Below are 18,588 nucleotides of genomic sequence, written 5' to 3' on the forward strand. Positions count from 1 at the left end.
CAAGTATAAAATTTATATTTGCCTTTTTTTATATCCCTCTTCCTACAGTTATTTGGATGTAAACAACAATGTGCTACATAAGTCTTTTGTGTGTTGAAACAAAAACCCTAAATTAGGCACATATATAGTTATGCGACCAACGACAACTAGGTCATCTAATGTTAGTATGATTAATAGGTAGAAAAATAAAAACAAATAATAAAACAGATGAAAAAATCTATTTTAACAATTATCCTTGCTTCGACGCTTTCCCTTGGTGTACAAGCACAAGTCAAATTGCCTCAAGCGAGTAGCGCTACTGAGGTAAAACAAGCCGTAGGGATTCGCAACGTTACCTTGAAGTATAGCCGTCCGAATACCAATGGAAGAGTTGTCTTTGGAGAATTGGTTCCCTACGGCAAAGTATGGCGTACAGGAGCGAATACCGTGTCTTCTTTTACCTTTGAAGAAGAGGTGACCATTGCCGGAAAAAAAGTGCCTGCTGGAACCTACGGATTACTTACCATTCCCAATAAAAACGAATGGACAATCATTTTAAGTAAAAACAGTCAGCAATGGGGTTCGTACACCTACAAACAAGAAGAGGATGCTGTACGCTTTACGGTCAAGCCAACTGCCCTATCCAGTAAGGTAGAGACCTTCACAATCAGCTTTGATAACGTGACCACCAAATCTAGCACTGTCACTATCGCCTGGGAGAAAATAGCGGTTAAATTTGACATCAATGTAGACCAATCTAAAGAAATCTTAGCCTCTATCGACCAAGCCATGCAAGGTGATAAAAAACCTTATTTCCAAGCAGCACAATATTATTTCAACAATAATCTAGACATCAAGAAAGCCACAGAGTGGGTCATTGAGGCCGATAAAGGAAATACAGAAGCCCCTTGGATAAAATACTGGAAATCTCAGATTTTATTGAAATCTGGAGACAAAAAAGCAGCCCAACAAGCTGCACAGGAAGGCCTTGAGATGGCGAAAAAGAGTAGTAACGAAGAATATATTAAATTAAATACAAATGCGTTGAACAACGCCAAAAAATAAAAGCTGAGCTTTTATTTACAAATAAAGCCCTACTTGGGGCTTTATTTGTTTAAAAGGGCATCATATAGAATCTCTACTGGATGCAAAGCCCTTTTCTTGGTCCCATCATAGATTTGATGACGGCAACTTGTACCTGTCGCTGCAATAAGCTCTTCAGCGGATGTTGCTTGCACCGCTGGAAATAAAACCAATGCCCCAATTTGCATTGACATATCATAATGCTCTTTCTCATAACCGAATGAGCCCGCCATACCACAGCATCCCGAAGGAATAGAATCGACCTTATAATGTTCTGGAAAGCTTAATATCCGTTCGGAAGCATTCACAACCTTCCAAGCTTTTTGCTGACAATGTCCATGTAGCTTGATTGACATCTCAGCCGTTGAAAATTCCTCTTTTTCAATTTTTCCATTCTCCATTTCATTGGCCAAAAATTCATCAATCAACAAAGCATGTTTAGCAATATGCCGAGCATCTTCCACCATCGATTCGTCCACGAGGTCTACATACTCATCTCTAAAGGTTAAAATAGCGGAAGGCTCGAGTCCTAACAAAGGGGTTTCGGCGGAAATCCGATTCTTGAAGGTCTGAACTTGCTCCTCTGCTATTCTCTTCGCCTTTCTAAGAAAGCCCTTTGATAAAAGCGCTCGACCACTCTGGACATGACGCACTAACAATACCTGATAACGAAGTCCTTCTAAAAGCAAAATCGCTTTCTTCCCAATCTCAACGTCATTATAATTGGTAAATTCATCACAAAAAAAGTAAATCGTGCCCCGATTAAGAAGCGAAGCATTCGGTTTTTCTCGCGAAAGAAACCAACGCCTCAGGGACTGACGACCGATAGTCGGAAGCGACCTGAGGGATGCAATTCCCATGCCTCGTTTTATTAATTGGCTCATCACAGGATTAGAGACACTCCAATTGTAAAGTGCAGGCAATACTGCCCCTATCCTCGATACTTGGTCAATATGGGCAATCATTCTGGTCCGTAGCGGAATCCGGTTGGCATCATGATAGCCTTGCATAAAATCAGCCTTAAGCTTGGCCATGTCCACACTAGAAGGACATTCGTTCTTACAGCCTTTACAACTCAAGCAGAGATCCATGATTTCCTTGAGCTCTTCATAATCGTAGGGATTTTCTTGGTCTGAATATGTCAACATCTCCCTTAACATATTCGCCCGTGCACGTGTCGTATCCTGTTCGCTACGGGTAACCATATACGAAGGACACATCGTACCGCCCCCTAGATGAGTCTTACGGCAATCCCCCGACCCATTACACTGCTCCACATGCTGTAAAATATCTTGTCCAGGATATCTAAATACCGATTGTACTTTTTTCACCTTATGACTTGGGTCGTACCGAAGCATACTATTCATCGCAGGAGTATCCACAATCTTATTGGGATTAAAAATATGATGGGGATCCCACAGGTCTTTAATCTGCTTCAATAAGGCATAATTGTGCCCGCCAATCATATAAGAGATGAATTCTCCTCTTAGACGCCCATCGCCATGCTCACCACTGAGCGACCCCCTGTATTTCTTAACAAGTCTTGCAATATCTTTGGCTACAGTACGGAAAAGTGCAGTGCCTTCAACTGTTTTAAGGTTTAATATAGGACGCAGATGCAGCTCTCCCGTAGCTGCATGCGCGTAGTGCACGGCATAAAGCCCATATTTTGCCAGTATATCATTGAATTCTTGAATATATGCGGGCAAATCTTGCACATCTACAGCGGTATCTTCTATGACAGCTACGGCCTTTTCATCACCAGGTAGATTACTCAGCAAGCCCAACCCTGCTTTACGTAGTGCCCAAACTCGTTGCATATCTTGACCAAATATAATGGGAAAATAATATCCCAACCCTATGGTTCTCAGCTCTTCTTCAATAGCATGTACCTTCTGCAAAATGGCATGCTCATCATTCCCATCTAACTCAACGAGCAAAATCGCTTTTGGCTCACCTTCAATAAAAAAACGATTCTGTTGTTGTTCCAAGTTATTCTTAGTACACTCCAAAATATAATGATCGATAAGTTCGCAACTTAAGGGTTTGTATTTTAGTGCAATCAGATTAGCATTTAATGCTTCCTCGAGGCTAAGGAAATGAATTCCTAGTAATGCTCTTGGCTTTGTAGGTAGAGGGACTACGTGAAGCTTGATTTCCGTAATAAAAGCCAATGTACCCTCGGAACCGGCTATCAGTGTACAAAAATTAAAAGGCACTTCACCAGCTGTGAAAGGATCTGTATCTAGGAGCAAGTCGATGGCGTAACCTGTATTACGTCGAGGGATGCTTTTCTTTGGGAATTCTCGGCGTATTTCTAGTTGGTTCTCGTAATTACTTAACAGGGTTTTAATTTGATGATATATTCTCCCTTCTAATGTATTTAGTTCACTCTTTGCTACAAATTCATCAAAAGTCAATGCGTTGAATACTACTTCTGAACCATCACTCAAAAAGCCTTTGATTTCTATGATATGCTCCCTAGTGCTACCATAAATCAGCGAATTAGAGCCACAGGAATTGTTGCCTACCATGCCGCCTATCATAGCCCGATTGGCTGTGGATGTCTCTGGGCCAAAATAAAGTTGGTAAGGCTTGAGAGCCATATTAAGCTCATCTCGGATTACGCCTGGCTGTACGCGGACCCAAGAGGCAGCTTCGTCAATCTCCAATATAGCTGTGAAATATTTGGATACATCTACAACAACACCTGCACCCACTACTTGACCTGCCAGTGAGGTTCCTGCGGTCCTGGGGATTAAGGAGGTATTGGCATTTTTCGCAAATTGAATCAGACATTGTATATCCGCTTCAGTCTTCGGATATGCAACAGCCAACGGGATCTCTCGATAAGCTGATGCATCGGTAGCATACAAAATCTTGATTTTGTCATCCCAATACAACTCTCCTTCCAATTTTTTTGCCAATTCTATTAGCTTTTCCTCCATACCTTTGTCTGATTTCGACTGTTTATCCTTTATCTTTAATCTGGGCCGTATACGTACTTTCAAAGATTTTATCCGCATTATCCGCTTCAAATCCATCTCTACGTTGCTGTGGTGAAAGCTGACTTTTCGGGATATTTCGAAATTCGGGCAACACACTTCGCTCTGCAAATTCTACGTAACTTCCTGCTATTTGCAGTGTAATCCCATCTGCAAAGAGGGCATTATTCCATGCGGACACCGTGCTGGACTGCCTTAACAACCGATCGCCACTAGTCTTAATCTTTCCTCCAGCGGTATTGAGCTTAATCCCCAACCCTTCCACAAACGCGTTAAATTCTTCCAATGTATTGTAACCTTCTTTCAATTCATGAATACTAATGGTATAATGATTCAAATAATAGCGATTAAAAATGACCCAAGCCGCGTATTCGCTCTCTTCTAAGAGCTTGTTATAATCCTGCGAGGTTGGCAACTCCCATAGCGGTCGTTGTAGGAAATCGGCAATCTGCTGACCGTCTCCTAGATTCAATGAATCAACAGGATCGGCGACAATTGCATCTGTATATCTGTGTATGACTCCTTTGGCTGCATCACTTAATTCGGACACAATTAACTCGGACACAAAAATTCTTGGGTAATTGGGGCTCGGAGGTTTAAACCAATAGGCATTTAGCTTCTTGGCGGCAAAATGATAATGGTCCATCTTCCGATATCCATGTGCCAGAAAAATCTTTTCAAACGACGCAATTCCCATATGTGCTACCCCTAACGTACGAAAGGCTATATGATCATTGACAATATCAGCTTGGGACGCCACGACCCCTGCTTCTAAAAGAGCACTGGTAATGCGATCAACTGCGACAACATGTTGGCGATAGTGTTCAAACAAATCATTCAAGACAAAATCCAAAGCTGTGTTTTTCTCAAATTTCATAATCAAGGTTATTATTTTAACTAATTTTATCCTGCTTCTTTACTCGAATTTACCCTTTTTTATGATTAGTATTGATTAATAAATCTTAAATGATGATAAGTAAAACTAACCAAATAGAACTCCGTCAACTTAGGTATTTCAAGATGCTTGCAGAGGAACTACATTATGGACATGCTGCGGGAAAATTGCGTATCTCCCAATCAGCTTTGAGCCAACAAATAAAATTAATGGAACGACAACTAGGCTCTCCCTTATTTGATCGGTTTAAAAAGAAGATTTCATTGAGCGAATGGGGGCAACAATTGTACAGAGAAGCGACTAAAATTATCACCCAAGTAGATCGCAGCATGGATACACTTTCTTTACTAAGAGAAGGTCTACAAGGAGAATTGAGGGTCGGCTTTGTAGCCTCTGCTATGTCTTCCTTTTTGCCTACTGTTATCCAGCATTTTCATCATTCATTTCCCAGTATCCGCATGAGATTGGAAGAAATGAATAATCTAGCACAATTGGAGGCATTGGAAAATGGTGATTTAGACATTGGCTTTATGAGATCCAATCAAATTGGGCAAAACATGGAGTTAATGCCAGTTCTTAAAGAAACATTTACATTAGTACTTCCAAAAGGTCATCCAGAGTCGCGGAAAGGCTTTATCGATTTTCGACGTCTCCAAAGTGAAGATTTCATTTTATTTCCCAATACAAAAAGTGATTTTTACTTTCAACAGATTGTGAACATGTGTGCTGCCGCGGGATTTAGCCCTAAAATCACACATCAAGCTATACATGGACCAACTATTTTTACACTAGTGGCCTGTGGTATGGGTATCTCGATAGTCCCTACTTCGCTGGCCAAATCCGCGACAGAGCGAGTCGAGACAGTAGAATTAAAGGACATTACACATCGTACACAAATCTTTGCTGTATGGAAAAAGAATCAAGATCAACTACAAATTGAAAGATTCTTGAGTACAATTGCCCAACATGTCACCATGTTAACACCTGCAACTTAAAAAGGCAAAGAAAAACGTGTAGAAAAATGAAAAGAAGATTAGAGTTCGGCTTTCAAAAGCTCCTCAAGCTCTTCATGAGTGATATTCATATTGACATTTCCGTCTTTAGCGAAGGACATTTCACCTGTCTCTTCGGATACCACTACCGCAACGGCATCACTAATCTCGGTCACACCGATAGCAGCACGGTGCCGAAGGCCAAATTGAAGCGGAAGATCCTCACTATCAGACAAGGGCAATACACAGCTTGCAGACATAATCTTATTGTCCACGATGACGACGGCTCCATCATGTAAGGGACTATTCTTATTAAAAATACTTTCAATTAATCTTTTAGATATATGTGCATCAATCAACTCTCCGCTACTCTGATAGTATTCTTCATCAAAATACTTGGCAAACACCAACAAAGCTCCGGTACGAGATTTGGCCATACTACGGCAGGCATCTATGATTGGCTTCAAAAATTCTGTATTTTCCTGTGCGACTGCCTTCCTATTACCCAAAAAAGACCAAAGATATTTCTTTCTCCTCATAGATATATTCTTACCGACATGAAGCAAAAATCTTCGAATCTCCTGCTGGAAAACGACAATCAAAGCGATAGATCCAACAGAAATAAAACCTCCGAAAATCTCCGTCAAAAGACGCATCTCCATCTGCTTCACAATCAGATATATGCCATAGAAAAGAGCAACTCCAATTAAAATATTAACAGCAATGGTTCCTCGAATAAGGCTATAGACGTAATAAATAATAATAGCCACCAAAAAGATGTCCACTATGTCTAATAATCTAAAGCCACTTAAGAAACTTGAATCCATTCGCTAATCTGTATATGTTGCAAGTTAAAAAAAACTTTGATAATCCGCTATTGGCGAATTACAAACAACGGTGGATATTCCTTAAAATAATTCTCAAGACTGTAGGCACTCATCAATAGAGGACATCATTTCGTAAAAAAAGACGTCAAGTCATCACTTTATCTTTATGTTTGTATATGCTTAATGTTAATCATATTTGGAATGACTAGATTATCCGTAAATATCAATAAAATCGCTACCCTTCGTAATTCTCGAGGGGGCAATAACCCCAACGTTCTTGCAGCAGCGTTGGCTTGTGAACGATTTGGTGCCCAAGGCATCACTGTGCATCCGCGACCAGACGAAAGACATATTCGTTATGCAGATGTCTATGATCTAAAGACTGAAATCTCTACAGAATTTAATATCGAAGGCAATTGTAGAGAGAAAAAATTTGTAGAACTTGTCCTAGCCACCAAGCCTGCGCAGGTCACACTTGTACCTGACGAGGAAGGTCAAATCACCTCAAATCACGGATGGGACACCATAAAACACCGAGAATATCTAACGGATATATGCAAAATGTTCAAAGATCAAGGTATTCGGGTATCTATATTTGTCGATCCAGATGTAGAGATGGTAGAAGCTGCAGCAGCAACAGGAACGGACCGCATCGAACTCTATACGGAAGCGTATGCAAATGCTTTTTTAGATGAGCGCGAGATAGCTATACACCCCTATTTCAAGGCGGCCCAAAAAGCAAATGAGGTTGGATTAGGGATTAACGCCGGACATGACTTAGACCTGAATAATCTAACCTATTTTAATCAACACATACCTGGTTTATTGGAGGTCAGCATAGGTCATGCCCTGATTTCAGATGCACTTTATCTGGGATTGGAAGAGACGATAAAAAGGTATCTAAATGCGCTTAAATAACCCTTATTAATCCGCTATCGCAGAGATATAAAAAAGAAAAGGGCGTACTATTCGATTAATAGTACGCCCTTTATTATATCAAAATAAACAATTACTACTCAATTCCTCTAAATAACCTATTCCATCTAATCTTAGATAAGAATGTACCATCTTTATCCCAACTCAACCAAACGAAAATAGCTTTACCTACAATATGATTTTCGGGAACAAAACCCCACCCCCTAGAGTCTTCAGAATTGTCACGATTATCACCCATCATCCAATAATAATTCATCTGAAAGGTATACCTATCCGTCTTCCTACCGTTAATGTAAATACCATCCGACTTCAAGTCGACCGAGTTTCCTTCGTACACTCGGATAGCTCGCTCATAAAAAGGAAATGTCAAGGTATCCAACGTCACTGTCCAATCTTTCTGAGGAACGATCAATGGGCCAAAAGTATCAAAGGTCCATCCCGAGGTGCTTACGTGAGGAAAAGCAGAATTTTGATTGGAAAATGCAATTACTTGCTTCACATTGGACCATTTCTTAAGACCTGCCGCCTCATCTGCTGTTATATGTAGTAAATAGGGCTCAACAAAACTTCGATCAAATTCAAACCTATTCTGAACAAGTACTGCATCATCTAGTCCAGATCCATCCGTAAATACCCAATACGCCTGTTGCATATTTTTATCCGTAAATGCAGGCTGGTCATTTATAAACAGGTGCTTATTTTTCATGGAGACTTTATCTCCAGGCATTCCAACAAGCCTTTTGATATAATTTTCTCTTTTATCAATGGGTCTATTATAGGGTTCGTCAGCTTCCATCGGATAATTAAACACAACAACATCATTGCGCTTGATGTCTTGAAAACCTGGCAGTCTTTTGTAGGGAACTGTGATAAATTCGGAATATGCCTTCCCTCCTGTCACGGGCATCGTGTGATGCGCAAATGGGAATGCCAAAGGAGTCATCGGAACACGTGGCCCGTAATTAAGTTTGCTGACGAATAAGAAATCGCCAACAAGAAGGCTTCTTTCCATAGATCCGGTAGGAATCATATAAGCTTCAATCAAAAAACCTCGTATCAATGAAGCCGCAACAACTGCAAATACAATAGCATCTGCCCACTCTCTTGCAAACGACTTGGTGTAGGGATATTTTTCCTGAAATTCTTCCGTGTGATATGCCCCAAGATATTGAACATTTGAATCGTGAGCCCACATGGGAAGAACGACAAATGGTACCAAAACTGCGGCAGCATGCTCCCAAAAACGTCGGCGTCCAAAAGATTTTATAAAATCGAAATATATTCCATAGAAAACGAAGATATTAACGACAGGCACCAGCAACAGGGCTATCCACCAAGTGGGGCGTGCCGTGACTTGGGCTATCACATATTCTCTATAAAAAGGAATCAGCGTTTTCCATCCCTGTAGTCCCGCTTTTTCAAATAATCTCCACAATCCATATAATGAAACAAGGGACGCTATTCCCCCAATAATATACCACATGCTGACTTCCTACTCCCTTACTTAATCGTTTATACTCTTGAACGTCCTATTCCACCTAAAGCTAGAAAACCATGCTCCATCCTTATCTTTGCTGTACAACACGATTAGCGGCTTTCCGACAATATGGTCTTCAGGAACCAAACCCCACACTCTTGCATCTCTAGAATTATGACGATTGTCACCCATCATCCAATAGTAATTCATTTTAAAAGTATAGCTTGCAGACTTAACCCCATTGATGAAGATATCCTGCCCCTTCACTTCCACCTCATTTCCTTCATACACGCGTATCGCACGCTCGTACAAAGGCATGGTCAAACTGTCTAATTGAACCGTCCATCCTTTTTTCGGAATCTGAAGAGGTCCAAAATTATCCACATTCCAATGGTAGCTTGGATGGTGTGGGAATATGCCCTCCCCCTGATCTACGTCAGAAGGTTTTGCAATATTGGGAATAATCTGTTTGATATTTGGCCATGTCTTCATGTCGGCCAATTCGGCTTTTGTCAAAAATACCTGATAAGGTTCTTGACCTGCAGAATAAAACTCAATTCTCTTGTCCAACATACGTTCAGGATTCAAACCCGTACCGTCTGTAAAGACAAAATAATCCATCAATCCTTCCTCAGGGACAAAGCCCGGTTGACCATTTACATAAAGCACTGACTCTTTCAAAGTAATGATATCTCCTGGGGCGCCAACACATCTCTTAATCAGATTTTCTCTCTTATCAATTGGGCGACTTAATGGTGGATCTGCCTCTTCGGGTAGATTGAAGACAAAAATGTCATTCCTTTTAATCGCTTGTAATCCTGGTAGGCGACGGTAAGGCCATTGTATAAGCGTAGAGTAGGCTTTTGTACCCAATAATGGCATTGTATGATGCGCAAGTGGGAACGCCAGAGGAGTAATCGGCAAACGCACGCCGTAGTGAAATTTACTCACAACGATACAATCACCCGTCATCAACGTTTTTTCCATGGAGCCTGAAGGAATGAAATAAAGCTCGATCACAAAACTACGGATAAAATAAGCGGCGACTATAGCGAAGACAATGGCGTCCGCCCATTCTCTTGCCATTGTCTTCTTGTATGGATACTTCTTACGAAACTCTTCAGTGGCAGATAGTCCCAAATATTTGACTGTTGGATCATTAGCCCACATCGGTAATACTATAAACGGGACCAATACTGCGGCAGCATGCTCCCAAAAGCGAAATTTACCAAAGGACTTAACGAAATCAAGGTAAAGTCCATAAAAGACAAATATATTGACAATAGGAATAACCAATAAATAGACATGCCATGTAGGTCGGCCGGTCAACTTCGCAAATACATATTCCCTGTAAAAAGGGACGATGGACTCCCATCCTTGCTTTCCAGCTTTTACAAGAAGTTTCCATAATCCAAATAAGGCAACTATGGTTAAGATAACGAATACAATAATACTGATCATAGTCTCTATTTGTTAAAGTCAAACATTTCAGTTACTTGATAAAACCCCTTCTTCCCTTGAAGCCATTCTGCTGCAATAACAGCTCCTAGAGCAAACCCCTCTCTACTATGAGCAGTATGTTTGAATTCAATCTGATCAACCTCGGAGCTATATAGTACAGTATGTGTACCAGGCACCTCCTCAATACGAAGACTTTCGATCAGTAACTCATTGGGTTTAGGGATAATCTCGCTGCCGCCATTATCCACAAGCTCATTGACCCATTTGGATTTGCTATCACTGTTTTCTAAAATCCCCTCTGCTATCGTAATTGCCGTCCCGCTGGGCGCATCCAGCTTATGCACATGATGGATCTCTTCTACTTGGACATCATATTGGTGATACGGCTGGATGGCTTTAGATAACATTCTATTAATGTGAAAAAAGACGTTGACTCCGATGCTGAAATTCGAACCGTATAGCAAAGATTGATTGTCTGCTAAACAGATTTCTTTAACTTCTTCTAGATGGTCGTACCAACCAGTTGTCCCTACAACAAGAGGGACAGAAGCTTCGAAACAGAGACTAATGTTTTCCAATGCACCCGATGGGATACTAAAATCTATGGCGACATCGGCACCTTGAATATCTACAGCAGTTAATGTTTCTCTATTGTGCTGATCGACAATCAACATAATCTCATGCCCTCGCTTTTGTGCAAATTTTTCAATGAGCTGACCCATTTTACCGTATCCCAAAAGAACAATTTTCATCTGTATATATTTTGTTTTTATATCTATTAGAGGGACCCTTTGGTGATAAAATAGTCATGGCTTTTCAGCTTAATGATTCCCTTCAGGTTCATCTGTATATGTTTTGATCTCCACATTGTCATATAAGACAGCCACAATATTCGACCTCCAACATTCTATTTTCCCTCGAGGGAAAATGCTTTTGGGAGTATTGATATCGGCGTATTACTTTGCCAATGGATATTTCATATATGATTTTGTCTAAATAATACCTCTTTCATCACTAATCAGTGCTAGCATCACGTAATGAGCAAAGTGTCGATGAATAGGCTACTTCTCCAAGCCATTATAAATTATCACGCTAATTTAATGACTTAAACGGATTTACAAAGGGATTTGTATGTATTATTTGAATTGCAAGGTCATTTTGACTCCAAAATGTGGTTTTAGGAGGTAAGGTTGGAATGCATACTGCCCATTACCAGATAATACTGTAGGAGAAAATCGGTACGTGAAGCGCTTGGCATCCCCTATACTCCATCTGTTTTTAAGCATAGAGTCAACATATGCTTCAACGACATTTAGACCATACCATCCTAACGTACCCAGAATCGCCAAGTCACGGTTTCGACGATAACCATCCTTGATTCGAATCAGCCCGTCTGTAGATTGGTTCAGCATCTCCGGATCAAGCTTATCAGTACCTCCACTCTTTTGCCGAAAATCCAGCTCTTTGATGACACGTTTGTAATATCGATGGTTAAATTCGATAACGAGACCCGTTGAAACAAACCCTCCGTAAATAACTGGAACTTTGATCCACCAAAGTCCTCCATTGGAATATTGTCCCCATCCAGGAACCATCAGCGACCTTTTCCAAGCGACTGTTGACTTATGTTCTATGGCTAAACGTGCAGAGTCCTTTAGCGCATTTTCAGCTTCCTCTTTTGCTTCCTTCTCCGCCTTTTCTCGCCTCCGTCTCTCTTTACGTGTCTCCTCTTTTTTTACAGTGTCTTGGATTGCATCCATCTTTTCTGCAGATTTCTGCACCGAAATGGCTGTTTTGACACTATCTTGCTTTTGTCCAAAGACCGAAAGGCAAAAAGTAAAGAAAACGAGAAATAAAAAGAGGGACTTCGTCATTATGGATAAAGATTACCAATCCAAGAGTTCAAGGATTCTGCTCAAATCGTCTTCAGACTCAAAAGGAATCTCAATTGCACCTTTTCCTTTAGTTGATGATTTAACATTCAGCTTGACTCTAGAAGAAAATTTGGTTGCTAGGTCATCTTCAATTTTTTGAAACTGAAAGGGCAAAGCCGTTTTGTCCTCTCCCGGTGATTTTTTACGGGCTGCCGCCTGTTGAACCTCGCGAACAAGTTGTTCAGCCTTTCTAACCGACAAACCTTTTTCGATGATTTCTTTAAAAATAAACAATTGCTTGTCTACCTCTCCAACGTTAATCAATGCACGAGCATGCCCCATGGAGAGTTGTCCATCACGAATTGCAGCTTGAATCACTGGCGGCAATTTCAACAGTCTAAGGTAGTTGGTGACAGTGGAACGGTTTTTACTGACGCGATCCCCTAATTCCTCTTGCTTAAGATTACACTCTTCTATCATCCGTTGAAAGCTCAAAGCCACTTCAATGGCATTCAGATTCTCACGCTGAATATTTTCAATTAAGGCCATTTCCAACATTTGCTGGTCATTGGCCGTACGGACATAAGCCGGGATTTCTCTAATTCCGGCCAACTTAGAGGCCCTAAGACGACGTTCTCCACTAATGAGCTGATAAGCACTATCACCGACTTGGCGTACGGTAATAGGTTGAATCAGCCCCTGTAGTTGGATGGAGTCTGATAATTCTTGGAGTGCCTGCTCGTCAAAGTCTGTCCTTGGCTGAAATGGATTAACAGTAATCTCATCTACCCGTATAAAATTTATACTTCCAGAGGTCTTGCCTCTCTCCATTATATCCGACTCCGAGACGCTTGATGATCTCGACACTTCCATATTCTCATCTTGAAGCAAAGCTCCAAGCCCTTTCCCTAATCCTGTTTTACGTTGTTGTGCAGCCATACTATGCGGTTACCGTTTGCTTTTCCTCTTTAATCAATCCATTTTTTTCCAAAATCTCTCTGGCTAAATTCAGGTAATTGATAGCACCTTTACAAGACGCATCATGCATAATTACTGAAATACCAAAACTTGGAGCCTCACTCAATCGTGTATTCCGTTGAATGATAGTGCTAAATACCAAATCACTGAAATGGGTACGCACCTCCTCTACCACTTGGTTTGATAGGCGAAGACGCACGTCATACATCGTCAATAAAATACCCTCTATCTCCAAATTTGTATTTAACCTATTCTGCACTATCTTAATCGTATTCAACAATTTCCCCAAACCTTCCAAGGCAAAATACTCACATTGAACAGGTATAATGACAGAATCAGAAGCAGTCAAAGCATTAATCGTGATTAGCCCTAGAGAAGGTGAGCAATCAATAATGATAAAATCGTAATCATCCTTTATATCGTCCAGCACCTTCTTCATCTTATATTCCCGCTCATGCATATTGATCATTTCAATCTCAGCCCCCACCAAATCAATATGCGCTGGAAAAAGATCTAAGTTCGGGGTTTCGGTCGCCTGAATAGCGTCACGTGCAGCCAAATCATTCACCAAACATTCGTAGACGCTGGCCTTGATACCACGAGGATCAAACCCTATACCAGAGGTAGAGTTTGCTTGAGGATCGGCATCAACTAGAAGCGTTTTATACTCCAATACTGCCAAACTCGCGGCCAAGTTGATGGAAGTGGTTGTTTTTCCAACCCCTCCTTTTTGATTTGCGATAGCTATAATTTTACCCATTGAATGATAATCTAATTCGTTGTATACTTCCTACTCTTCTAAATCGCCGAAAATCAAGATTTATTAAACTCAAATCACAAATTTACTGACGTTTTATGAATAAAATGCTTAAATGATGTTAAATTCGTACTTTTGGTAGAGGTTTAGAACACTATACCACAGACCGCTAAGATACAAAAAATCAGCGATATCATAACCCGAAGCTGACGCGGTTTTTGTAAGTAACAAGACGACAATGGATTTAATTATATCTGGAACGAATAGACAAGGAAGCCACTCCTTAAAGGTAGCAAAATATTATCAACAAGAGCTCCAACGAAAAGGAGAGCAATGGCAACTTCTATCTTTGATAGACTTACCCGACAACATCATCGTTTCAGACCTGTATAACAATCGTAGTGAAGCCTTTAGACGCATACAAGAGCAGGTTTCAGAGGCAAAAAGAATTATATTCATAATCCCCGAATACAACGGTAGCTACCCCGGCGTCTTGAAGATTTTTATTGATGCTTGTGCTTTCCCAATCAGCTTTTTCAATAAAAAAGCTGCGTTAGTAGGAGTATCCAGCGGTAAGTACGGTAACATCAGAGGCATCGATCATTTTACAGGAGTATGCAATTACCTTCGAATGCATGTCCTCCCCTTAAAAATACATATCCCGCACATTCAGTCGGAGCTAAATGAGCAACAAGAGCTTTTCCAATCCACCACTATCAAATTTGTCAATGAGCAATTGGACGAAATTATACGCTTTTAGTCCAAGCGCTATTTCGATTTAAGAATATTTTCAAGAAGACTGTCAATCGTATCCTTGAACAAAAGGTCTGGAGCAGGATACTTCCCAAGAAGATGCTTACTACTTTCATAGTTAAACATTACCCACTCTCCTTCGTGATACTCGAGAGCGGTTAGATTTTCCACCCAATCGCCGGCATTTAGATACACGGTTTCTCCTTTTCTATTCTTAACCGGCTTAATTTGAGGCTGGTGAATATGTCCGCACACGACATAATCATACCCCTGCTCTATTGCCAGCTCCGAGGCTGTATCCTCAAAATCATTGATATACTTAACAGCCTTCTTTACGCTGTTTTTGATTTTTTTAGAAAAAGAATACTTCTCTTTCCCCAACTTGACTAAAAACCAATTGAAGAGGTTATTAAGCTGAATCAACTTATCGTATCCCCAACCACCCAATTTTGCTAACCATTTGGCATGATGTATAGAAACATCAAATACATCCCCGTGAAAAACCCAAGCCAACTTCCCTCCTAAATTAAGCACAATCTTATTGGCCAATAGAATATTACCAAAATGAACATTGACAAATTTTCGGAGCATTTCATCATGATTGCCCGTGATATAAATGACTTCGGTCCCTTGGCAAGCCATTTCAAAAACGTACTTAATGACCGACAGATGAGTATCGGGAAAGTAACTTTTCTTAAATTGCCAAATATCGATAATATCGCCATTCAAAATCAGTTTACGTGGTTTAATTGACCTCAAATATTGCAAGAGTTCATAGGCTCTACAGCCATATGTCCCTAAGTGCACGTCTGAAAGAATAACTAAATCTACTTCACGTTTCATAGGTCATTTCGTTTTTACAAAAAAGCAAAACGCATATTAATTAATCATTTTCAGACAATTAAGAAATTATAATTTTTATATCTTTACCGCTCATCAATAATCAACATCTGAATGGACCTGTTCAAAAAGTTTGTAATCCCCGTCTTAGCAATTGTTTTTCTCTGCCAAAGCTGTAGCCAACCAAAGCCTGATTCCAATGTACTATCCGCTGCGGAAAAGCAAGACGGCTGGAAACTGCTGTTCAACGGAGAAAACACCAAAGGATGGCATGTCTTCAACCAAACTGACACCAATACCAAATGGATTGTAGGTGAGAATATACTATCCTGCTCTCCCCACAAAAAGGATGGTGTATATGGGGATCTCGTTACCGACAAAAGCTATGAAAACTTTGAATTGACTTTTGATTGGAGTATCGGAAAGGGAGGTAATAGCGGAGTGTTCATCAATGTACAAGAAGACCCCAAATATAGCGCAACCTTTGTCACTGGAATAGAAATGCAGCTATTGGACAATGCAAATGCCGAACCTCGACACCAACAAGACAGCACCCATTGGGCTGGCTGTATTTACGACGTCAGCTGTAACGGCAGCCAGTCCAAACCCAATCCCTATGGAGAGTGGAACTCATCTAAAATCATTCAAAAAAATGGTATCATCACTTTTTGGCTCAACGGTCTCATAACCGCAGAGGAAAATCTCAACGGACCTTCTTGGAAAGGAAAAGTTCAACAAAGCAACCTAAAAATCCATCCCGATTTTGCTAAAATCCCATCCGGTAAAATTGCTTTTCAAAATCATACAGACTCCGTTGCCTTTAAAAATATAAAAATTAGAGAACTGTAAATCAATCTGACCCGCTACTCAAAAAATAGGTTTGACGGGTCAGACTGCCAAAAACACTAAAGCTTCACCAATGGAAGACAAGCCCTGCAGACGCTCCCCCGTGAAACGTATTGGACCGTTTGTCGGCTCCCCAAATTTTCCACCGCACGGATTCCCTTGTTTCTGCTGAAAGCATAGATTCGGAATAATTAAACGACGGCGCAACATAAACTTGTAGACTCTTTGTCAGATGATATCTAGGAATTACTCGAAAGATAGCCCGATTGACATCATCATCGAATCCAGAGGTAAAGCTTGTCCGTGTTGCCAACTCTGTCGCAAGTGAAAATCGCTGACGACGAATCAAATTAGCCCCTATCCCGAACTCGACCGCATACTTTGAATCCTCGCTATCAACATAGGCCCCCACCCCAATCAAACTGTACATCACGCGCCCTCCAGAACGGAAATTAAAAGCAACTAACTTGCTTTCGTCCACACTAATGGAGAATTCTTTACTTCCATTTTTTATAAAGTTGAAAACACCTATTGGATAGTCGCTGCTATCTGCAATATTGACTAGTCCTGCAAGCTGAATTCCTTTTACTTTTTTTGCGATATTGACACCTCCAGCTATCTGACTGCCCACATTAGCTCTTGATATATTCGTCACCCCGGCCAACTGTACACCTTTTGTACTTTTGGCAATATTCACTCCACCAGCTATCTGACTGCCCACATCAGCCCTTGATATATTTGTCACTCCGGCCAGTTGCACACCTTTAGATTGGCGAGCAAGATTAAGAGCTCCAGCAATTTGCGCTCCTGACTTGACTGTATCTACATTGTTCCAAATTCCACCAATCTGTACCCCAGAAAGATCGTGTACAACAATATTCCCTCCGCCAGCAAGTTGCACTCCCTTTACATTGCCTCCAACTACATTAAATAATCCTCCAACCTGCGTCCCCCTTACATTATATTGATTGATGTTAAATGCACCTGCCATCTCAAATCCATCTACACCAGCGGTATATCCACCTAGTACGTTTAAAGAAAACTTATTGACGACTTGAGATTCAAAAAAACCATGGGTACTCAATCCTGGAGTCAGCGACACTTGAAAGGGGCTATAAGCAAATACGCCCGCCAAATTGAGACTTTGAAGTCTTTGTGAGGAATTTGAAAAGAGTCCTCCAAAAAAAGTAGAGAAAACCGTCTTGCCCTGACCATAGTCACTGTAGTAACCTAATTTTCCTCCTTTTCCCAACAACTCAGCAGCCTCGACAGGCAGCAGCAACATGATAGAGGTGTCTCTATAGTCTTCTTTACTCATAGATATTGCAATTAGATTATCCGGCTTTTTTACGTCCAGCTCAAAGTAACCGTTACGATCTGTCAATGTAGACACGAAAGCCCCCCTATCATATACACTTGCATAAGGAATAGCCTTGTCGGTACGTAGATCTCGGATATACCCTGTAATCATCATCCTATTATTAATTTCTTCAGGAATGTTGACTTCTACATCCATACGTTGGGGAGCATAGTTTATAATAATATGGGACGAAGTCTCTTTAAAACTAAATTGCTGCCCCAAGACCTTTTCCAAATAAGCGACCAAGACGCCTTTAAAAGGTTTGACATTGACAACACTATCTGGGTTGAGCAATCGACTGTTATAAGAGAAGCTTATCCCCTCCTTTTCATTCACCCAATTAAAGATATCTCTAACAACCGCTCCCTTGAACTCGGGAACTCGCACCTCTTGCGATAATTTACTCTGCGCAATCGCATATGGACCAATCGCATGAGAACAGAATACGAGCGCAAATAATTTTAATCTTTGCACAAAAAAAACAACCAACTTCATTCGACGAACGATTTTAAATCTAAACATAAT

The 18,588-nt window shown here is 40.7% G+C and carries 16 protein-coding genes; 5 read left to right on the forward strand and 11 right to left on the reverse strand.

Features of this window, described 5'->3' with window-relative positions; all coding sequences use genetic code 11:
- The first annotated feature begins 207 nt into the window (after positions 1–207).
- Positions 208–1,044, forward strand: coding sequence for a DUF2911 domain-containing protein (locus OQ289_RS20965; protein ID WP_270088677.1), 837 nt, complete (start codon positions 208–210; stop codon positions 1,042–1,044).
- 41 nt (positions 1,045–1,085) lie between these two features.
- Here OQ289_RS20965 and OQ289_RS20970 read toward each other — a convergent pair whose 3' ends face one another.
- Together OQ289_RS20970 and OQ289_RS20975 are read right to left on the reverse strand one after the other, a co-directional pair.
- Positions 1,086–4,010 (reverse strand): FAD-binding and (Fe-S)-binding domain-containing protein, encoded by a 2,925-nt coding sequence (locus OQ289_RS20970; protein ID WP_270088678.1) that lies wholly within the window; start codon positions 4,008–4,010, stop codon positions 1,086–1,088.
- 22 nt (positions 4,011–4,032) lie between these two features.
- On the reverse strand, positions 4,033–4,944 hold the full coding sequence (locus OQ289_RS20975) for a DUF1338 domain-containing protein (RefSeq protein WP_270088679.1): 912 nt from the start codon (positions 4,942–4,944) through the stop codon (positions 4,033–4,035).
- Positions 4,945–5,033: 89 nt separating this feature from the next.
- Here OQ289_RS20975 and OQ289_RS20980 point away from each other — a divergent pair, with 89 nt between their 5' ends.
- On the forward strand, positions 5,034–5,957 hold the full coding sequence (locus OQ289_RS20980) for a LysR family transcriptional regulator (RefSeq protein WP_270088680.1): 924 nt from the start codon (positions 5,034–5,036) through the stop codon (positions 5,955–5,957).
- Positions 5,958–5,995: 38 nt separating this feature from the next.
- Here the strand turns inward: OQ289_RS20980 and cdaA are convergent, their stop codons facing one another.
- On the reverse strand, positions 5,996–6,781 hold the full coding sequence (gene cdaA / locus OQ289_RS20985; RefSeq protein WP_270088681.1) for a diadenylate cyclase CdaA: 786 nt from the start codon (positions 6,779–6,781) through the stop codon (positions 5,996–5,998).
- Between the two features lie 201 nt (positions 6,782–6,982).
- Here cdaA and OQ289_RS20990 point away from each other — a divergent pair, with 201 nt between their 5' ends.
- On the forward strand, positions 6,983–7,699 hold the full coding sequence (locus OQ289_RS20990; protein WP_270088682.1) for a pyridoxine 5'-phosphate synthase: 717 nt from the start codon (positions 6,983–6,985) through the stop codon (positions 7,697–7,699).
- Between the two features lie 94 nt (positions 7,700–7,793).
- On the opposite strand, the gene lepB (OQ289_RS20995) is transcribed toward OQ289_RS20990, so the two are convergent.
- The 6 genes from lepB (OQ289_RS20995) to OQ289_RS21020 all read right to left on the reverse strand — a co-directional run bounded on the left by lepB (OQ289_RS20995) (position 7,794) and on the right by OQ289_RS21020 (position 14,267).
- A complete protein-coding gene (gene lepB / locus OQ289_RS20995; protein WP_270088683.1) occupies positions 7,794–9,200 on the reverse strand; it encodes a signal peptidase I in 1,407 nt (468 codons plus the stop codon).
- A 21-nt stretch (positions 9,201–9,221) separates the two neighbouring features.
- Positions 9,222–10,655 (reverse strand): signal peptidase I, encoded by a 1,434-nt coding sequence (lepB, locus tag OQ289_RS21000; protein ID WP_270088684.1) that lies wholly within the window; start codon positions 10,653–10,655, stop codon positions 9,222–9,224.
- A 5-nt stretch (positions 10,656–10,660) separates the two neighbouring features.
- On the reverse strand, positions 10,661–11,407 hold the full coding sequence (dapB, locus tag OQ289_RS21005) for a 4-hydroxy-tetrahydrodipicolinate reductase (RefSeq protein WP_270088685.1): 747 nt from the start codon (positions 11,405–11,407) through the stop codon (positions 10,661–10,663).
- Positions 11,408–11,791: 384 nt separating this feature from the next.
- Entirely contained in the window at positions 11,792–12,529 is a 738-nt protein-coding gene (locus OQ289_RS21010; RefSeq protein ID WP_270088686.1) for a DUF5683 domain-containing protein, read from the reverse strand.
- Between the two features lie 12 nt (positions 12,530–12,541).
- Positions 12,542–13,468, reverse strand: a complete 927-nt coding sequence (locus OQ289_RS21015) for a ParB/RepB/Spo0J family partition protein (protein WP_270088687.1) — start codon at positions 13,466–13,468, stop codon at positions 12,542–12,544.
- 1 nt (position 13,469) lies between these two features.
- Positions 13,470–14,267, reverse strand: coding sequence for a ParA family protein (locus OQ289_RS21020; protein ID WP_270088688.1), 798 nt, complete (start codon positions 14,265–14,267; stop codon positions 13,470–13,472).
- 235 nt (positions 14,268–14,502) lie between these two features.
- Between OQ289_RS21020 and OQ289_RS21025 the strand changes: the two genes are divergently transcribed.
- On the forward strand, positions 14,503–15,024 hold the full coding sequence (locus tag OQ289_RS21025; RefSeq protein WP_270088689.1) for an NADPH-dependent FMN reductase: 522 nt from the start codon (positions 14,503–14,505) through the stop codon (positions 15,022–15,024).
- 8 nt (positions 15,025–15,032) lie between these two features.
- Here OQ289_RS21025 and OQ289_RS21030 read toward each other — a convergent pair whose 3' ends face one another.
- Positions 15,033–15,860, reverse strand: a complete 828-nt coding sequence (locus OQ289_RS21030; RefSeq protein WP_270088690.1) for a UDP-2,3-diacylglucosamine diphosphatase — start codon at positions 15,858–15,860, stop codon at positions 15,033–15,035.
- A 111-nt stretch (positions 15,861–15,971) separates the two neighbouring features.
- On the opposite strand from OQ289_RS21030, the gene OQ289_RS21035 reads away from it, so the two are divergent.
- Positions 15,972–16,706, forward strand: a complete 735-nt coding sequence (locus tag OQ289_RS21035) for a 3-keto-disaccharide hydrolase (RefSeq protein ID WP_270088691.1) — start codon at positions 15,972–15,974, stop codon at positions 16,704–16,706.
- Between the two features lie 64 nt (positions 16,707–16,770).
- Here the strand turns inward: OQ289_RS21035 and OQ289_RS21040 are convergent, their stop codons facing one another.
- Complete coding sequence (locus OQ289_RS21040) at positions 16,771–18,585, reverse strand: hypothetical protein (protein ID WP_270088692.1); 1,815 nt, start codon at positions 18,583–18,585, stop codon at positions 16,771–16,773.
- Positions 18,586–18,588 lie beyond the last annotated feature (3 nt).

This window comes from Sphingobacterium sp. SYP-B4668, from assembly GCF_027627455.1.
Taxonomy (GTDB): Bacteria; Bacteroidota; Bacteroidia; order Sphingobacteriales; family Sphingobacteriaceae; genus Sphingobacterium.

Bases quoted from the DNA above. Each gene is read 5' to 3' on its own strand.
- OQ289_RS21040 (WP_270088692.1), bottom strand. From the start codon at position 18,585: ATGTTTAGATTTAAAATCGTTCGTCGAATGAAGTTGGTTGTTTTTTTT.
- OQ289_RS21030 (WP_270088690.1), bottom strand. From the start codon at position 15,860: ATGAAACGTGAAGTAGATTTAGTTATTCTTTCAGACGTGCACTTAGGG.
- OQ289_RS21035 (WP_270088691.1), top strand. From the start codon at position 15,972: ATGGACCTGTTCAAAAAGTTTGTAATCCCCGTCTTAGCAATTGTTTTT.
- OQ289_RS20980 (WP_270088680.1), top strand. From the start codon at position 5,034: ATGATGATAAGTAAAACTAACCAAATAGAACTCCGTCAACTTAGGTAT.
- OQ289_RS20965 (WP_270088677.1), top strand. From the start codon at position 208: ATGAAAAAATCTATTTTAACAATTATCCTTGCTTCGACGCTTTCCCTT.
- cdaA (WP_270088681.1), bottom strand. From the start codon at position 6,781: ATGGATTCAAGTTTCTTAAGTGGCTTTAGATTATTAGACATAGTGGAC.
- OQ289_RS21020 (WP_270088688.1), bottom strand. From the start codon at position 14,267: ATGGGTAAAATTATAGCTATCGCAAATCAAAAAGGAGGGGTTGGAAAA.
- OQ289_RS21025 (WP_270088689.1), top strand. From the start codon at position 14,503: ATGGATTTAATTATATCTGGAACGAATAGACAAGGAAGCCACTCCTTA.
- dapB (WP_270088685.1), bottom strand. From the start codon at position 11,407: ATGAAAATTGTTCTTTTGGGATACGGTAAAATGGGTCAGCTCATTGAA.
- OQ289_RS21015 (WP_270088687.1), bottom strand. From the start codon at position 13,468: ATGGCTGCACAACAACGTAAAACAGGATTAGGGAAAGGGCTTGGAGCT.
- OQ289_RS20970 (WP_270088678.1), bottom strand. From the start codon at position 4,010: ATGGAGGAAAAGCTAATAGAATTGGCAAAAAAATTGGAAGGAGAGTTG.
- lepB (WP_270088684.1), bottom strand. From the start codon at position 10,655: ATGATCAGTATTATTGTATTCGTTATCTTAACCATAGTTGCCTTATTT.
- OQ289_RS20990 (WP_270088682.1), top strand. From the start codon at position 6,983: ATGACTAGATTATCCGTAAATATCAATAAAATCGCTACCCTTCGTAAT.
- OQ289_RS20975 (WP_270088679.1), bottom strand. From the start codon at position 4,944: ATGAAATTTGAGAAAAACACAGCTTTGGATTTTGTCTTGAATGATTTG.
- OQ289_RS21010 (WP_270088686.1), bottom strand. From the start codon at position 12,529: ATGACGAAGTCCCTCTTTTTATTTCTCGTTTTCTTTACTTTTTGCCTT.
- lepB (WP_270088683.1), bottom strand. From the start codon at position 9,200: ATGTGGTATATTATTGGGGGAATAGCGTCCCTTGTTTCATTATATGGA.